Origin of the sequence: Paenibacillus favisporus (assembly GCF_040545415.1) — a bacterium.
Lineage (GTDB): Bacteria > Bacillota > Bacilli > Paenibacillales > Paenibacillaceae > Paenibacillus_AQ > Paenibacillus_AQ favisporus.
On sequence record NZ_JBEPLV010000005.1, the window covers coordinates 495,778 to 510,941 of the forward strand.

18 protein-coding genes are annotated in these 15,164 nt (G+C 42.8%); 16 read left to right on the forward strand and 2 right to left on the reverse strand.

Translation table 11 applies throughout. The features are described from left to right. Nucleotides 1-17 precede the first annotated feature (17 nt). The 14 genes from ABID47_RS23540 (at nt 18) to ABID47_RS23605 (ending at nt 11,596) form a co-directional block, all read left to right on the forward strand. Nucleotides 18-1,178 (forward strand): ComF family protein, encoded by a 1,161-nt coding sequence (locus ABID47_RS23540; protein ID WP_354500300.1) that lies wholly within the window; start codon nt 18-20, stop codon nt 1,176-1,178. Nucleotides 1,179-1,306: 128 nt separating this feature from the next. Then, nucleotides 1,307-1,717 carry a TIGR03826 family flagellar region protein gene (locus ABID47_RS23545; RefSeq protein WP_145028100.1) on the forward strand — a complete coding sequence of 137 codons (411 nt, stop codon included), beginning with the start codon at nt 1,307-1,309 and terminating at the stop codon, nt 1,715-1,717. Between the two features lie 178 nt (nt 1,718-1,895). After that, nucleotides 1,896-2,183 carry a flagellar biosynthesis anti-sigma factor FlgM gene (flgM, locus tag ABID47_RS23550; RefSeq protein WP_354500302.1) on the forward strand — a complete coding sequence of 96 codons (288 nt, stop codon included), beginning with the start codon at nt 1,896-1,898 and terminating at the stop codon, nt 2,181-2,183. A 10-nt stretch (nt 2,184-2,193) separates the two neighbouring features. Then, nucleotides 2,194-2,691 (forward strand): flagellar protein FlgN, encoded by a 498-nt coding sequence (locus tag ABID47_RS23555; protein WP_354500304.1) that lies wholly within the window; start codon nt 2,194-2,196, stop codon nt 2,689-2,691. 15 nt (nt 2,692-2,706) lie between these two features. Further along, nucleotides 2,707-4,263 carry a flagellar hook-associated protein FlgK gene (gene flgK / locus ABID47_RS23560; protein WP_354500306.1) on the forward strand — a complete coding sequence of 519 codons (1,557 nt, stop codon included), beginning with the start codon at nt 2,707-2,709 and terminating at the stop codon, nt 4,261-4,263. Between the two features lie 19 nt (nt 4,264-4,282). Then, the gene (flgL, locus tag ABID47_RS23565) at nt 4,283-5,188 is read left to right on the forward strand and encodes a flagellar hook-associated protein FlgL (RefSeq protein WP_263881087.1); all 906 of its coding nucleotides are present in this window, start codon (nt 4,283-4,285) and stop codon (nt 5,186-5,188) included. Between the two features lie 91 nt (nt 5,189-5,279). Continuing rightward, nucleotides 5,280-5,723 (forward strand): flagellar assembly protein FliW, encoded by a 444-nt coding sequence (gene fliW / locus ABID47_RS23570; protein WP_354500308.1) that lies wholly within the window; start codon nt 5,280-5,282, stop codon nt 5,721-5,723. Continuing rightward, nucleotides 5,723-5,959 carry a carbon storage regulator CsrA gene (gene csrA, locus ABID47_RS23575; protein ID WP_354500310.1) on the forward strand — a complete coding sequence of 79 codons (237 nt, stop codon included), beginning with the start codon at nt 5,723-5,725 and terminating at the stop codon, nt 5,957-5,959. The genes fliW and csrA overlap by 1 nt, the downstream gene beginning before the upstream one ends. Before the next feature lie 148 nt (nt 5,960-6,107). Further along, complete coding sequence (locus ABID47_RS23580; protein WP_354500312.1) at nt 6,108-6,878, forward strand: flagellin N-terminal helical domain-containing protein; 771 nt, start codon at nt 6,108-6,110, stop codon at nt 6,876-6,878. Between the two features lie 151 nt (nt 6,879-7,029). Next, complete coding sequence (locus ABID47_RS23585; protein WP_354500314.1) at nt 7,030-7,380, forward strand: flagellar protein FlaG; 351 nt, start codon at nt 7,030-7,032, stop codon at nt 7,378-7,380. Nucleotides 7,381-7,395: 15 nt separating this feature from the next. Continuing rightward, nucleotides 7,396-8,856: a flagellar filament capping protein FliD gene (gene fliD / locus ABID47_RS23590; RefSeq protein WP_354500316.1), complete on the forward strand. Its 1,461-nt coding sequence runs from the start codon at nt 7,396-7,398 to the stop codon at nt 8,854-8,856. A 19-nt stretch (nt 8,857-8,875) separates the two neighbouring features. Further along, entirely contained in the window at nt 8,876-9,265 is a 390-nt protein-coding gene (gene fliS / locus ABID47_RS23595; RefSeq protein WP_354500318.1) for a flagellar export chaperone FliS, read from the forward strand. Beyond that, nucleotides 9,265-9,603: a hypothetical protein gene (locus tag ABID47_RS23600; protein ID WP_354500320.1), complete on the forward strand. Its 339-nt coding sequence runs from the start codon at nt 9,265-9,267 to the stop codon at nt 9,601-9,603. The genes fliS and ABID47_RS23600 overlap by 1 nt, the downstream gene beginning before the upstream one ends. A 22-nt stretch (nt 9,604-9,625) precedes the next feature. Further along, nucleotides 9,626-11,596: a tetratricopeptide repeat-containing glycosyltransferase family 2 protein gene (locus ABID47_RS23605; RefSeq protein WP_354500322.1), complete on the forward strand. Its 1,971-nt coding sequence runs from the start codon at nt 9,626-9,628 to the stop codon at nt 11,594-11,596. 76 nt (nt 11,597-11,672) lie between these two features. Here the strand turns inward: ABID47_RS23605 and tagD are convergent, their stop codons facing one another. Together tagD and ABID47_RS23615 are read right to left on the reverse strand one after the other, a co-directional pair. Continuing rightward, nucleotides 11,673-12,065: a glycerol-3-phosphate cytidylyltransferase gene (tagD, locus tag ABID47_RS23610; RefSeq protein WP_354500456.1), complete on the reverse strand. Its 393-nt coding sequence runs from the start codon at nt 12,063-12,065 to the stop codon at nt 11,673-11,675. 5 nt (nt 12,066-12,070) lie between these two features. Beyond that, nucleotides 12,071-13,564: a CDP-glycerol glycerophosphotransferase family protein gene (locus tag ABID47_RS23615; RefSeq protein WP_354500324.1), complete on the reverse strand. Its 1,494-nt coding sequence runs from the start codon at nt 13,562-13,564 to the stop codon at nt 12,071-12,073. Between the two features lie 192 nt (nt 13,565-13,756). Between ABID47_RS23615 and ABID47_RS23620 the strand changes: the two genes are divergently transcribed. Together ABID47_RS23620 and ABID47_RS23625 are read left to right on the forward strand one after the other, a co-directional pair. Next, complete coding sequence (locus tag ABID47_RS23620; protein WP_354500325.1) at nt 13,757-14,443, forward strand: IspD/TarI family cytidylyltransferase; 687 nt, start codon at nt 13,757-13,759, stop codon at nt 14,441-14,443. A gap of 4 nt (nt 14,444-14,447) precedes the next feature. Next, nucleotides 14,448-15,161 carry an SDR family oxidoreductase gene (locus ABID47_RS23625; protein ID WP_354500327.1) on the forward strand — a complete coding sequence of 238 codons (714 nt, stop codon included), beginning with the start codon at nt 14,448-14,450 and terminating at the stop codon, nt 15,159-15,161. Nucleotides 15,162-15,164 lie beyond the last annotated feature (3 nt).

The following is a 15,164-nucleotide window of genomic DNA, read 5'->3' on the forward strand; positions in this document are numbered from 1 at the left end:
CGATAGGGGATGATAAGTTGAAGTCCAGTAGTTCATTGTTACAGATGATGCAGTATTTGCTGTCTCCACCCGGCGAAACGTGCCTGACCTGCGGCGGCGTTAGCCGTCTTGTGCGCGAATGGCCGGGCATTTGCCGATCTTGTGCGGAGGCGATCCCCTGGATTCATAAGCCCCGCTGCCTCTGCTGCGGCCGTGCCATCGGCTGCCCGGATTGTCTACGGGAAGAGATGAGGCGCCGGTCTTTTGTCTGTAACCGGAGTGCTGTCCAGTATAACGAAGTGATGAGGGAGTGGCTGGCCCAATATAAGTATCGCGGGCATGAGAAATACGCGGATCTGATTGTCCATATGCTGAATCAAGCTTTTGTGCAGATGCAGGAGGAACTGAGCAGCCTGCTGCTCGGTCTTAACCCTAAACAGGCGCAAGGAAAACTTTTGTCTTCTTCTGGGGATTCAATTTCGTCAACTGGAATTTCAGCATCTTCGCCAGGTCTATTTTCAACGAGAAGTTCAGGCACTGTACCAGGCCACACATTTCGCACATTCCACCCCCAAAATCAGCGTATTCAATCGGATGCCTCCATTGGATTCTTTTCAGCGGTTATTTCCAAGGTTATTTCAAGGGTCGATTTCGTTTTGCCAGAGGTGCCCCTTTTCCATAAATTAAGAGAAACTTCGCAACAGGCTTTATGGAAGCCGGATGTGATTACTTATGTACCAGTAAGCGACGTCCGGTTGAAGGAACGGGGATTCAATCAGGCGGAGGTGTTGGCGAGAGGGCTTGGAAGCAAGCATCGGATTCCCGTCATGCCGCTTTTGGTCCGCAGGGAGCACACCGCCAAGCAGAGCTATAAATCCCGTCAGGAGCGGATCGATTCGATGAAGAATGTGTTTGCTGTACATGAGGAGGGGGTGACAGCAGCCTTATCGTTGTATATGCGTACATATGGGATGCCATTTAAAGCAAGTCATAGTAGTAGCGAGATGACTCGTCATGAAAGCCATGGACATGCTATAACGGCTCAGGATGCCCCTCTGCCCATGCAAATTCTTTTAATAGACGACATTTATACGACGGGGAGCACGATCAATGCGTGTGCAGAGGTGCTGCGGGATACTTTGCACCAAGGATTGGGGCTTGCCTCTGAAGTGTATAGCCTGACGTGGGCCAGGTCGTAATAACGACAAAAATCATGTCAAGATTTACCGAAATTCGTAAATTAAGATGGACGAGGGGAGCCGGAATAAGGTAATCTAGAACCATATCATCATGGCTTGATTTGGTATTCGATAAGGGGAGAGTTATTGTGGAACTTGCGAATTGCCCTCGCTGCGGTAGATTGTTTACTGCCAATTTTAGAGATATTTGCCCGAACTGCATCAAGGAGATCGAACGCGAATACGAGATTTGCGTGGATTATCTGCGAGAGCAGAAGGGTGCCAATATACAAGAGCTGTCGGAAGCGACGGGTGTTTCCGTCAAGCAGATTACGAGTTTTGTCCGTGAGGGGCGGATCTCGGTTATGAATGCACCGAACTTGATGTATCCGTGCGAGGTTTGCGGTACACTGATTCGTGAGGGGCATATGTGCGACTCTTGCCGCACCCGTCTGACCCGGGAGCTCAGCCAGGCTGCACAAGCAGGTCAAGATCAGGATTCCGGTCCTAGAAAACCGGGCGAAGGTGCCTACCGCGTCGTGGATAAATTCCACAAATAACCGACTGCCGCACTAAAAACGGCAGCAGCTATTAATAATGTTTCAGTGACGACCGATAAACTTAGTAAAGATTATCGGTTGTTTGCATTTTGCATGCGAACGGGCTGACGTGTCGGCTTGGGAGGCCGGGTGAGTACCCGGCGGAGCAGCCCGCATATTGTGAAAGAAGGTGGAAGATATGAAAATTAATGATACCGGCAGAATTGGTGGAGTTAACCCTTATCAACGGAATATGGAGACGCAGCGGCAGGAAGCGCAAAAGCCTGCACGCAAGAAGGACCAAGTTTCCATTTCCTCGGAGGCGATTGAAATGCTTGAGGCCCAGAGCCGTGCCAATGACCCGGAGAGAGCGAAGAAGCTCGAGGATCTGAAGCAGAGAATCGCATCCGGCACCTATCAAGTGGATGCAGGTAAACTGGCCGATAAGCTGATGCCTTACGCCAAGTCGTCTTTTTTAGATAAATAGGGGGCCCTGAATGTCAATACAGCCATTACTTGACACTTTGGAAAGACTAGTGGAAACCCATCATACAATGCTGCAATTAGGGAAAGACAAAAAGAATGTCGTAATCAAAAATGATATTGACGGACTGATCAAACTATTGAATCAAGAGTCGCGGATCATGAAGCAGATTGAAGTGCTTGAAAAAGAACGTCAGGAGGCATGCCAGCTTTTTCTCAGGGAACGGGGCATTAAATCCCTTCTGCATTTAAATCTGACTGAGATTTCAAGATTGGTTTTTGATCCTGAGGATAAAGTCGAGCTTAGAAAAGTCCAACTAGAGCTATCGGATGTTTTGTCCGAGCTTAAACAGACCAATGAATTGAATCAGCAATTAATCGAGCAAGCCTTAGCTTATATAGATTACTCTTTGGATTTATTCCGTACTCCTTCTGAAGAGTTCACCTACCAGCACCCATCTGGAAATTCTGGAGGTTCTAATCGGCCCGGTATTTTTGATGCAAGGGCATAAAATTGAGGAGGAGCTATGACTTCTACGTTTCACTCATTAGAAACCAGCAGACGAAGTCTGTTCACCCAGACGTCAGCTTTAAATACAACAGGACATAATATTGCCAATGCGAACACTCCAGGCTTCACCCGTCAGCGGGTTAATATGTCTGCATCCAAGCCTATGGAAGCGTATGGGATGACTCACTCAACTGTTCCAGGCCAACTGGGTACAGGGGTGGAGGTAACTTCCGTTGTGCGTATTCGCGAGTCCTTTCTGGATGAACAATACCGTAACGAGAACAAAGGGCTTGGAAGCTGGAATGTACAGTTTGACACATTAGACAAGCTGCAGACGATTATTAACGAGCCTTCGGATACAGGGATCAGCAGTTTGGTGAATAGTTTTTATAAAGCATGGTCTGACCTGAGCAAGGATCCTGAGAATATCACGGGAAGGAAAATTGTTAAAGAAACCACGCTAGCGCTAACCGACGCGTTAAATCATACCAGCAAGCAGTTAAGCGATTTGAACGCAGACCTCACGAATAGCATTGAATTAAACACGAGCAAAATCAATAGTATTTTATCCAGTGTATCTGATCTAAACCGGCAGATTACCCGTATTGAGGGCTCTGGGAGCGATAATGCCAACGATTTGAGGGATCAGAGAGATTTGCTGGTGGATCAGCTATCTGGTTTGGTCAATATTCAGGTTACTGAATTGCCTGATGGTTATCAGATCAATATGGGAAATACGACCTTAGTTTCAGGAGATACCCAAACAACGCTGACATCACAAGTGCTGCAGGATGCTCACGCTTCCGGTGATTTAAATAGCGGTGAGGTCTATGGGACGTTCTTATCTCGTGATAAGTATGTAGCGGATTACCAGAAGCAGCTGGACTCATTTGCTAATACACTGGTCAATGGTGAGTTCCAGGTCGCCCTTCCTGCCGGCTCTGTTCTGCCCGCAGGGACGGTGCTGAACGGGGTCACTTATAACGATCCCAATCGAACGCTTGCAACCGACTTAACGGTGACCGTTCAGGGAATTAATGGCTTGCATAAGCTTGGGTATGGTATCAATGACGGGCAGCCTATTGCGGGCGGTGACTTTTTTTCTACCACTGATGGTGGGGCTGTAACGGCAGCGAATATTACGTTGAGTCGGGCAATCGTTAACAACCCAAGTTTGATCGCAACCTCGTTACGGACGACGGGAAAAGCGCCTAACGAACAAGTTGTCAAAGGGAATAATGGACTTGCTATCCTGATGTCCGATCTGAAAGATACCAAATTTAATTTTGGCGGCAATTTAACTTCTCCCGTGACGGTTGATGATTATTTTAAAGCTATTGTAGGCCAGGTTGGCGTGCAGGCCAACGAGGCTAAACGTCAGGCGGATAACGCACAGGTACTTACGAATCAGGTGGATGAGAAGAGGCAATCCGTGAGTGGCGTGTCACTTGATGAGGAAATGTCCAACTTGATCATGTTCCAGCACGCTTATTCGGCAGCAGCACGAGTCATGACGACCTTTGATGAAATGCTGGACAAGCTCATCAATGGAACAGGTACCGTTGGCCGGTAATTCGAAGGAGGTTTTTTAATTGTCGTTACGTATCACTTCCAATATGATGAATACGCAGCTGCTTCATAATTTGAACCGGAACCTGAGCTCCATGTCAGAGCAGCAGAATCAGCTGTCCACGGGCCGCAAAATTAACAAGCCTTCCGATGATCCGGTTGGAGTTACTTACGCTCTGAGATACAGATCAGAATTATCTGCGAATGATCAATACCAACGTAATGTCGATGCAGCCCTTGGATGGCTCGATACAACGGATTCCGTCATGTCTTCGGCCGAAGCTGTTATGAAACGTTTAAAAGAATTGACGGTTCAAGCGAGTAATGGAACGAATCCGCAAACCGCATTGGACAGTGTCGAGTCAGAACTCCAGGAGTTGAAGCAACAATTGGGGCAGCTAGGTAATACGCAATATAACGGCAAGTATATTTTTAATGGCCAGACCTATGATATCAAACCTTATGATACTACCAATCCAGACACAATGAAATCGGTCCAAACGGATGGTGCACCTGTGGAGTATACCGTGGGACAAGGGGTTACTTTCCAAATCAATACCTCGGGAAATGAGTTTTTTGGTGAAAAAGATGGCGAGGATAACGTATTTAATATTATCGATAAGATATCCGCCGCCTTGAAACAAGGACAGTATGATGCAGTTTCGAAAGAAACGGAAAACATAGATTCCAGGTTGAATAAAATGCTTTCAGTTCATGCGGAAGTCGGCGCTCGGACCAATCGCGTTGAATTGATGCAGAGCCGCCTCGGCGATGAGGAATATGGGTTAACCCAACTCCAGTCCAAAACGGAAGACGCAGACATGGCAAAATTAATGATTCAATCCAATATTGCGACGAATATCTACCAAGCCTCCCTTTCAGCAGGAGCTAAAATTATTTCACCTACACTCGTAGACTTTATCCGTTGATTGTAGTGAATACACGTATACGTCATAATTAGCTATGAACTGGTAATCGTTCGTAGCTCTTTTTTATACATCAAAAGGAGTTGTGTGCTTAATGAATATCCAGAAAGATACCTATGATATACAGGCCGTACCCGAAGAGGTATTTGAGTTTAAGAATGGTATTCCTGGCTTTGAAGGGTATACGAAATTTGTGATTCTTCCGCAGGATGAGCATTTCTCTATTCTCCAGTCCTTGGATGACTCGAATGTGGCATTTATAATTACGGACCCCTTTATATTTTTTAAAGACTATGAATTTGAATTAAGTGAAAGTGATCAAGCCCAACTCAACATATCCGACTCTGCGCAAATTATGGTCCGTGCCATCGTGACTTGGGGGAATGACTTAACCAAAGTCACGGCAAATCTGGCGGCGCCACTGGTCTTTAATTTAAAGAACAAGTCCGGTAAACAGATCGTGCTGTACCCAACCTCCTATCAATCCAAGCATCCCCTGCTGGGTCCCCAAACTCCAGAAGAAAGCGGGAATGATTAATGCTAGTTCTGACAAGAAAAAAAGGTGAATCCATTGTCATATCGGAGAATATTGAGATCATCATTCTGGGTGTAGAAGGAGACAATGTCAAAATTGGCGTGAATGCGCCGAAACATATTGAAATTCACCGTAAAGAGCTGTACTTGGCCATTCAGCAAAGCAACGAGGAAGCGTCCTCCGGACGTGACGATCTTCTGCGTAAAATTTCAGAATGGAAGAAAAATGATTCAGCGTAATTTTTAATATAAATTTGCTGGGATAGCTATTAACAAACCTCCCTGGACTTCCGATATATCTTATAGAACGGTTTGAACCGGGCGGCCGACCTTCAAGCCATTCACCACAAGGACGTGGGATACTTATAATTCAGGGAGGAAATATCCAATGATTATCAACCACAATATTCCAGCTTTGAACACTCAACGCAATTTGGCTCTGAACACAACTGCAGCCAGCAAAAATATGGAAAAACTGTCTTCCGGTTTGCGCATCAACCGTGCAGCTGACGATGCAGCTGGCCTGTCCATTTCCGAATCGATGCGCGGACAAATCCGCGGTCTGGAGCAAGCACAACGTAACGCTCAAGACGGGATTTCTTTCGTACAAACGGCTGAGGGCGCAATGAACGAAGTTAGCTCCATGCTGACTCGCATGAAAGAACTGAACGTTCAAAAATCCAGTGGTACTTACAGTTCAAATGATAAGAATAATATCAATGAGGAACTCAAAGAATTGGGTGCTCAAATTGATAATATCATGACCAAAACTACGTTTAACGGAATCAGCATCACAAAGGGAGCAACAATCACCGTAAACGATAAGGCTACTGGGTCTATTACAATTGGTACTATTGATACAACTAAGTTCAAGAATCTGGGATCTAACTCTAAACTTTCTGATATTGAAGATGCTATCACTGGTGTTTCTACAGAGCGTGCTAAATTGGGTGCGGTGCAAAACCGTTTGGAGTACACTTCAAACAACATCGGAACAACTGTTGAAAATCTTTCTGCTGCTGAATCCCGTATCCGTGATACAGACATGGCGAAAGAAATGGTTGCATTGTCCAAGAACAACATTCTCCTTCAAGCATCCCAATCGATGCTGGCACAAGCAAACTCCGCCCCACAAGGCATTCTGTCTGTGCTTCGTTAATCGATTCAAGTTATCCGAAAGAGGCCTTGTTATCAAGGTCTCTTTTTCATTTTTATCTTCATTTCGCCGGATAAATTTCCGATATATATAGGTAACAACTTGAATCGAATTGGCATGCATAGACCGTTCTAAGGACAAGGGGGCACCGTTTGTGGACAATCGAATATCGGGCAGTATTCCCATGGGATCCATACCACCCAAAGTAACCTCAGGTGACACGTCAAAAGCTGAATCAGCTGAGTTAGGATCAACAATTAAGACTGGCCAATTATCCGCAGACCAGGAGTTGGCTGTACAGCAGCTGGAAAAGGCGATCAGGGCTGTTCAAGGACCAGAGAAAAGTTATGAAATTAAGATCCATAAGGAAACTCATACATTCGTTGTAAAAATCTTCAATAAGGATACAGGGGATTTAATTCGTGAAATCCCTCAGGAAAAGTTGCTTGATGTCGCTACGCGAATGATGGAATTAAACGGAATTATTGTGGATAAGAGAGCTTAAAGTAGGAGGGAAACGATGAGAATTTCAGGTCTTGCTTCAGGTCTTGATATTGATGCTATGGTCAAACAGTTAATGACGGCAGAGCGGGTTCCGCTGAATAAACTAAATCAACAAAAGCAGTTAACCGAATGGAAGCGCGATAGTTACCGGGAGGTCAGCACGAAACTGGTTAGTTTTAACGATAAAATCACCAATTCGTTTAATCTAAGCAGCGCCATTGATTCCAAAAAGGCCTCTATCACGGGTGCTTCCAATGTATTAACAGCAACCGCTACCGGAGCAGCTGGAAACTCAGTGTTAAACATTGGCGTCAACAACTTGGCTACTGCTACCAATGTGATCTATAAAGGTACAACTGGGGCTACGACGATAAAAGAAATTTATTCTGGTTCCGAGACCAGCGTGAAGATTGGAAATGCAACGATTGATTTTAATCCTGATGATACGATCGATTCATTCGTCAAGAAAATCAATAGCAATAAAGACGCTGGGGTTACTGCGGTATATGATTCAAAGACGGGGAGCCTGTCGCTGACCAATAAACAGACGGGAGATTCAGCCATCTCTTTAACAGGAGAATTGTTTAATGGTAACGCCCAATTTACGACAACAGGGCAAACCATGGGTAAAGATGCGGAGGTTGTTATTAACGGGATTACGACAAAACAAGCTTCCAATCGCTTTACGGTCAATGGTGTTGAAATTACTCTGACCGGTGTTACTCCGGCTGGACAATCCACCCAGGTTGAAGTCAATCAAGACGTCGACAAGATGATGGACACCATCAAGGCGTTTGTGGACGCATATAATGATAGCCTTTCCCTCATGAATCAAAAGACTAGCGAAGAAAGATATAGAAAGTATCTGCCACTAACAACGGAACAGAGGGCGGATATGAAAGACGATGAAATCAAGCTGTGGGATGAGAAAGCCAAGAGCGGTATGCTGAAAGATGACTCTATAATCTCTAAAACGGTCAGCGATATGAGAGCAGCTTTGACGGCTGATGTCGTCCTTCCGAATGGAGAAAAGGTCAATTTAGCCCAGTTCGGTATCACTACGGGAAGCTACAGTGAAAAAGGAAAACTCCACATTGACGAGACGAAGCTGAGAGCAGCATTGGAGGCAAGTCCTGAAAAGGCTACAGCATTGTTTGGTCAAACGGATTCAGCAGCTACGATCAGCAATAATTCTGCAGATGGCCTTTTTAACCGAATTAAAAAGATCAATCAAACGGCATTGCAAAGTATATCGGACCGGGCCGGAACATCCAAATACAGCAGTGATTTAACGACAGCCTTCCTTCCGAAGAGTGAAATGGGGGATCAGCTTTCCGCTCTGGACAGAAGGATTGATGAAATGAACGATCGATTGACGATGATCGAAAATCGATATTACCAACAGTTTACGGCGATGGAGACTGCAATGAACAAATATAACAGTACCTCCTCTAGTCTCGCCAGCTTGTTATCCTAACCAAAGGAGAGAACATGTTGTGATTAATACACCTTATCAAAAATATCAGCAGACACAATTACAAACAGCTTCCCCTGCTCAACTTTTATTAATGCTGTATGATGGGGCGATCCGGTTCGTTCGGTTGGGGATTGCGGGCATAGAAGAACAAGACTATGAAAAGGCAAACACGTACCTATGCAAAACGCAAGCGGTTATTCATGAGCTGATGGCTGCCCTCAACTACGATTATCCCATTGCAAAGACGCTGGAGCAGGTCTATGAGTATATGCTTTACCGATTGATCAATTCCAATTTAAAGAAAAATTCAGCTCCAGCCCAAGAGGTATTATCTTATTTACTTGAACTTAGAGAGGCCTGGGACACTGCGAGTAAATCATTAAACAAGAATTCGGAGCAGCAAGCATAATGGTCTTGGTTCGAGTGCTAATCGACGAATTGGAGCTTTTGACCAGCGGCATCGTTGATCGACTGGATGATGTCAGCTATGAAGAACTTTCAAGGTTTTCCGATCGCAGGGCTGAGCTGGTGAATCAGATGGTGGGGGCAGGGTTGGTCCTTAATGAAGAAGATAAACAAAGGCTTCACAGTTTAAGCGCTCATGATGGGGCGATTCTAAATAAAATGCGGCTTTACAAGAAAGAAGCGAGCGAATGGCTATTTCGGCAGGGGAATATCAAGGAACAACGGTCTGCTTATCATGCAGGATTCACGCCGGAGAGCTTCTTTTTTGACAAAAGGAAATAACGAATGAAGGGCTGAACAGCACATGAAACGACTTAGTGTATGCATGATTGTCAAGGATGAAGAGGAACTGCTCTCACGCTGTCTGGACAGCGTTCAAGGAATAGCGGATGAAATTATTGTGGTAGATACAGGTTCGTGTGATAGCACCAAGGATATTGCGCGCAAGTACACCGATAAAGTCATTGAATATGATTGGTCCCACGATTTTTCCGCAGCCCGTAACGAATCCTTGCGGCATGCGACCGGGCAATGGATCCTTGTGCTGGATGCAGATGAGTATTTATCTATAGATGAACACCATGAATGGCTGCAGTTTCTTGAGTCTGAACCGCCAATGAATTACTTAGCTTATACATTGCCTATTATAAACTTTACAGGCGAGAAGGTGTATGACGACGAAATATCGGCATCTCCTGTGACCCGGTTATTCCCTAATTATCAAGGAATCTATTTCGAACGCCCCATTCATGAGCAATTAACGCGCGGAAGCGATAAAAAGTTATTCCATAAAAAAATTGATTTAAAAATTTATCATACCGGCTATCAGACCCAACGAGTGAATGAAAAGGATAAGCACGAACGGAACATGTCCATTTTTAATGAAATGATGAAAAATCAGCAGATGAGTGATTACGATTGGTTTACGCTGGGGAATCAATACCGTTACGCTCAGGAGGATCAGCAAGCGCTGGATTGTTATGAAAAAGCGATTAAAGATACTGATACTCATTCTGTTTGGTATCCCCATTGTCTGGTTGGTCTCATCAGCCTTTATTTCAAGCAGGATCGTCTACTTCTTTCTTGGAAGTGGACGGAAGAACGGCTTTCTCAGTTTGACAATTACGCGGAGTACTATACGTTAAAAGCGATTCATTACGAAACCCTGGGTTTTTATCCACAAGCGATAGAGAACTACCAGAAAGCCATAGAAATCGCTGAAGTCAGAGCGGAGAATGATCAAGAAATTTGGCTTGTAGATCCGATGTATAGCTTTGAGATGCCAGTTCAACAATTAATTTCAATCTATTTTAGTTTACAGGACAACCAGAAAGCGATTTACTGGCTCTCCAAGCTGCTGAACAAAAATAGCAAAAATCCAAGGGTTTTATTAAAAATGACAGATTGGCTTAGTCACAATGAGCAATCTGGGTCTGTAATTCAGTTTCTTAATCAAATCTATGACACAAATAGCAAAACGGATAGCAGTTTATTATTTAAAATTGGGCTGGCTCTTGGACAAAAGGAACTAGTTGAACACTATTCAGAGCATACTCCGGCAAACTTGACACTCAGTCCGGCCGAAAATTGCCGTTTGGCACTGGTGCAATTAGATCAAAGGAGTTTCAACCAATATGGACTCGAACTGCTGCATGAGGGAAAAGAGCTTGATCTTCATTCTTGGATCCAAATTGCCGTTGGTTCGTTTATTTGGAAAGATACGCGTTTACTTCAAAAGTCAATAGGGATTTCCGGACAGAATACAAAGCTCGGGGAATTGAGTGCTTTGATGCTTCAAGTTATTCAAGATCAGGAGCCTGAAGAGGGAGAGTTTGCGAGTAAATATACAGATGAATGGTTTACGATCGCTAAGGAACTTTTTGTTTTGAAGCAATATGAATGTTATGACCAATTCGTAAATAAGGTTCAAACAACGGACCTTGTTAATAAACTGGCCAATTATTTTTATAGTGTCAATCGTATGCAGATATCGTTAGATTACTATTCGATTCTCCTTAAGCAAGAAGCATTAGATATTCATAGCTTAATTAATTTAGGCTTATATCACTCCAGTCACGGATATACCAAAGAAGCAGTAGATTTTTTAGCTTTAGCCGTCCAAATGCAGCCTAAACAGCGGGGGTTGTACTATTCACTAATAAATTGTGCAGACCCTACTGATAGAGAGAAATATGTAGCTTTATTCCATGAAGAATTTCCTGATTTCGGTAAGATATCATTTGTTAGGGAATTTATCGGGCAGATTCATGTGTAGAAGATTTACCTTATAAATTTTCGGAAAAGATTGTAGCTACTAAAAAAACACGTCCTCTGGGAACGTGTTTTTTTGTTTAAAGGGAATGCTGAAGCCCACTTTTAATGGACGTCGTTGAAATATCGGGAGTTCGTGCAAGGTAGATCACCTCACATTGGGATCTTAATTCATCAAATTTCCCTTCCCAGTCGTTGCCCATGACAAAAACCGATATGCCTAAGCGTTGAATATCAGAGGCCTTTTGTTCCCAACAGGTCTCAGGAATCACTTCATCCACGTACTTGATGGCTTCCAGCATCATTTTGCGTTTCTCATAGCTAAAATAAGCGGCCTTGCCCTTGAGCCTATTGAAATCATCAGTGGATAGGGCGACGGTTAAATGGTCCCCAAATGCTTTGGCCCGCTGAAGCAATAGGATATGGCCGTAATGAAGCAAATCGAATGTACCGTACGTGATCACTTTTTTCATCATGATTACCCCTTAATAGCACCAAGTCGCTGTATGATCAAAGATTGGAGCTCAGGTTTGCCCGTCATTTGAAGAGCCATTTGGTAATACGCCCTTGCAGCTTCTGCCTCACCAATAATCTCATGTACATAACCCAAGTTATACACCAGGTCCTCATCCCATGGAAAGTGTTGATATCCCTTCTTGAAAGAGAGAATAGCCTCCCGAGGGTCACCATTCAGCAAATGCAGCATTCCATTCATCGCAAAAATATCCTGGTCTGGCGAATTGGATTGCAGGTAATGCTCAATGGCTTCATTGGCTTGGGCTAGCTGATTTCGTTCGATCATTCCCTGAATGGTGTTCTTAACTTGTTGTTGGAGCTGTTTGTGCTCTTGCTGTATCTTTCTTCTCTCCATAATGAGATCACGCTGCTCTTCAATGTAGCTGTCGATGAGGTCCCAGATTCGCTCTGAGGCTTTATTATCTTGATAATGATGGCAGATATTCCTGATCCGTTCTCTTTCGGCTTGGTACAATAACGGATCCTGGATCATTTGACAAATAACTTGTTGAAGTTCTGATTGTGAGTAAGCCTTTGGCCCCGGGGTCCAAAAATCGTAGGGCTCTAATAACAGTCCTCGATTCCCCTTATATTGTTCAAGATCAACCGGCAAAAACATGACCGGCCGATTTAGCAATAAAAAGTCAATGTATACAGAAGAGTAATCTGTAATAAGCATGTCAGCTGCACCTAAAACATCGTACAAATCCATTTGGTTCTGTTTGAGCAGATCATCATTTAAAATTAAAATCCGTTGAGAAGACATGTTGGATAACTCTTCGCTAAAAAAGCTTTCTTCAAAAGGATGCAGTTTCAAAACGAGAGTGATTTGGTTTTCGTCCAGAAAGGCAGTAAATTGTTGTTTATCAAATTCAGAAAAACCAAACACATTACCTGCCTCTTTGGCACCTTCCAGCTTGCCTGGAGTCATCATGGATTTCCGGAAGGTTGGCATGAAAAACACGATGTTATTATTCTCTGTATTCAGTTCAGGGAAAATCGATTGAAGCCGATCCTTGGCACTGCCGACAAACAAGGCGTCATTTCGTGGTACACCAGTAACTCGGTATTGTGAGATATTCGCTCCATTGCATGCATTCATTGCCGTGTTATACAACGCTGAGTAGGACATGATCATATCGACTTTGGACCAATGTTGATGGACATGCTCATCAGGGGCTTGTTCCTGTTTGTCCATTTTGGCCATGCCTTTGAGAGGAAATCCATGCCATAAGTCGATGTTAATTTTTTCATAATCACAGGAATATTCCCCATGGGTTGTAATATAGACGTCGCTTTGGTCAATATGGCGATGATATCGAAACTGTTCCTCGCTAAGAAGTTCAATATCGTACTTATTTCGAAGATCCTCGGATGCAGCTCGGTATAAGTAATAATTGTTTGAGCCGGATGATGACAAGTGGAACATGGTGATTTTAATTTTTTCTTCTGTCATAATCGTTTGTTCCTTCCTCTTTGCTTATATAATTTAATTATCGGATTTTTTTAATAGAAACAACACCAAATTGTAATAAAATTCCTCATATATATTTATAGTATTATCTCTATAAATACCTAATAAAGGACGATAATATATATAAGCTAAGAAAAAAGGTTTTATTTAAATCTTGTTTTAGGAGAATTGTTTATGAACAAATTAAGTATGATTCTACTAGCCGGTGGTCATGGGACCCGAATGCAACAAAGTATTCCTAAGCAACACCTATTGTTATACGGGCGGCCATTAATTATCCATGTACTAGAAAAAATAGAACATATTAAAAATATAGACGAGGTTATTATTACATGTCCTGAGGATTATTTAGAAAAAACAAGAGGGTTAATTGAAATTTATGGCTTAAAGAAAACCATCTCTTGCATTGTTGGGGGACAAACAAGACAGGAATCCACAAAAAAAGGACTTGAATGCGTAAATAATACTTCTGTATTGATACATGAAGCAGCAAGACCATTTGTTTCAGTAAAAGACTTTGAAAGAATTATCGATATGGAAAATCAAAATATAACTTATGCTCTTGATATCCCTTTCACAGTATTAAAAGGAACAGAACATATAGAAGAGAATCTTAACAGGTCGGAGCTTTTTAACGTTCAATTGCCTCAAAAATTTAATACAGAATTATTAAAAGCAGCTCATCGTTGGGCTGAGAAAAACGATAGAAATACTTTTACAGAAGATGCAAGTCTACTGTTTGAGTATAGCAATGAGAAAATAAAGATATTAAAAGGCTCGGATTATAATATTAAAATTACTACACCTTTTGATTTCAAAATAGCACCAACAATATACCAAGAATATTTTATTGGGGACTGAGTGTATGAAAACATGTTTAATTACTGGTGCAAGTAGAGGTATTGGTAGAGCTATTGCAATAGAACTAAGTTATAAGAGGGGAGAAATATCAAAGTTTATATTAGTTGCACGAGACATTATGGAACTAGAGAATACAAAAAGACTGATGAGTTTATCACCCAATATAGAAACGTTCGTTATGGACCAAGCTGATTTAAAACAAGTTGAAGAACAACTAGGAATTATTCTTGAAAATAATACTATTGATATACTAATCAATTGTGCAGGATTTGTTGAGCCTTCTTCACTTTTAGAAACCACTGTTGAAAATTGGGAGTCTACCTTTACTGTAAATGTTGGGTCTGTCTTTTTGATCACAAGAGAAATTGTGAAAAAAATGAAAAGTTACGGGGGGAAAATTATAAATATTTCATCAACTGCGGGGCTGGGTGCAAGACCAGGATGGAGTGCGTATTCTGCTTCTAAGGCAGCTATCATTAATTTCTCTCTAACTCTCTCGGAAGAACTTAAAGAATATGGTATTAAAGTATACTGTATTTCACCTGGTAGGTGCGCTACAGATTTGAGAAAGAAATTAGCTCCAGATGAAGATCCCGCATCAATTATGCAGCCGGAAGAGATTGCTTATGTTGTAAATAATCTTATATCCAAGAGCGGTAATTCTCTTGATGGACAAAATATTGTCGTTAGACAACAGATAAATGAGAAAATAATATAAGGT

Coding starts and splice junctions, on each gene's coding strand:
- flgM (WP_354500302.1), top strand. CDS start 1,896: ATGAAAATTAATGATACCGGCAGAATTGGTGGAGTTAACCCTTATCAA.
- ABID47_RS23555 (WP_354500304.1), top strand. CDS start 2,194: ATGTCAATACAGCCATTACTTGACACTTTGGAAAGACTAGTGGAAACC.
- flgK (WP_354500306.1), top strand. CDS start 2,707: ATGACTTCTACGTTTCACTCATTAGAAACCAGCAGACGAAGTCTGTTC.
- fliW (WP_354500308.1), top strand. CDS start 5,280: ATGAATATCCAGAAAGATACCTATGATATACAGGCCGTACCCGAAGAG.
- csrA (WP_354500310.1), top strand. CDS start 5,723: ATGCTAGTTCTGACAAGAAAAAAAGGTGAATCCATTGTCATATCGGAG.
- ABID47_RS23580 (WP_354500312.1), top strand. CDS start 6,108: ATGATTATCAACCACAATATTCCAGCTTTGAACACTCAACGCAATTTG.
- fliD (WP_354500316.1), top strand. CDS start 7,396: ATGAGAATTTCAGGTCTTGCTTCAGGTCTTGATATTGATGCTATGGTC.
- ABID47_RS23600 (WP_354500320.1), top strand. CDS start 9,265: ATGGTCTTGGTTCGAGTGCTAATCGACGAATTGGAGCTTTTGACCAGC.
- ABID47_RS23605 (WP_354500322.1), top strand. CDS start 9,626: ATGAAACGACTTAGTGTATGCATGATTGTCAAGGATGAAGAGGAACTG.
- tagD (WP_354500456.1), bottom strand. CDS start 12,065: ATGAAAAAAGTGATCACGTACGGTACATTCGATTTGCTTCATTACGGC.
- ABID47_RS23615 (WP_354500324.1), bottom strand. CDS start 13,564: ATGACAGAAGAAAAAATTAAAATCACCATGTTCCACTTGTCATCATCC.
- ABID47_RS23620 (WP_354500325.1), top strand. CDS start 13,757: ATGAACAAATTAAGTATGATTCTACTAGCCGGTGGTCATGGGACCCGA.
- ABID47_RS23625 (WP_354500327.1), top strand. CDS start 14,448: ATGAAAACATGTTTAATTACTGGTGCAAGTAGAGGTATTGGTAGAGCT.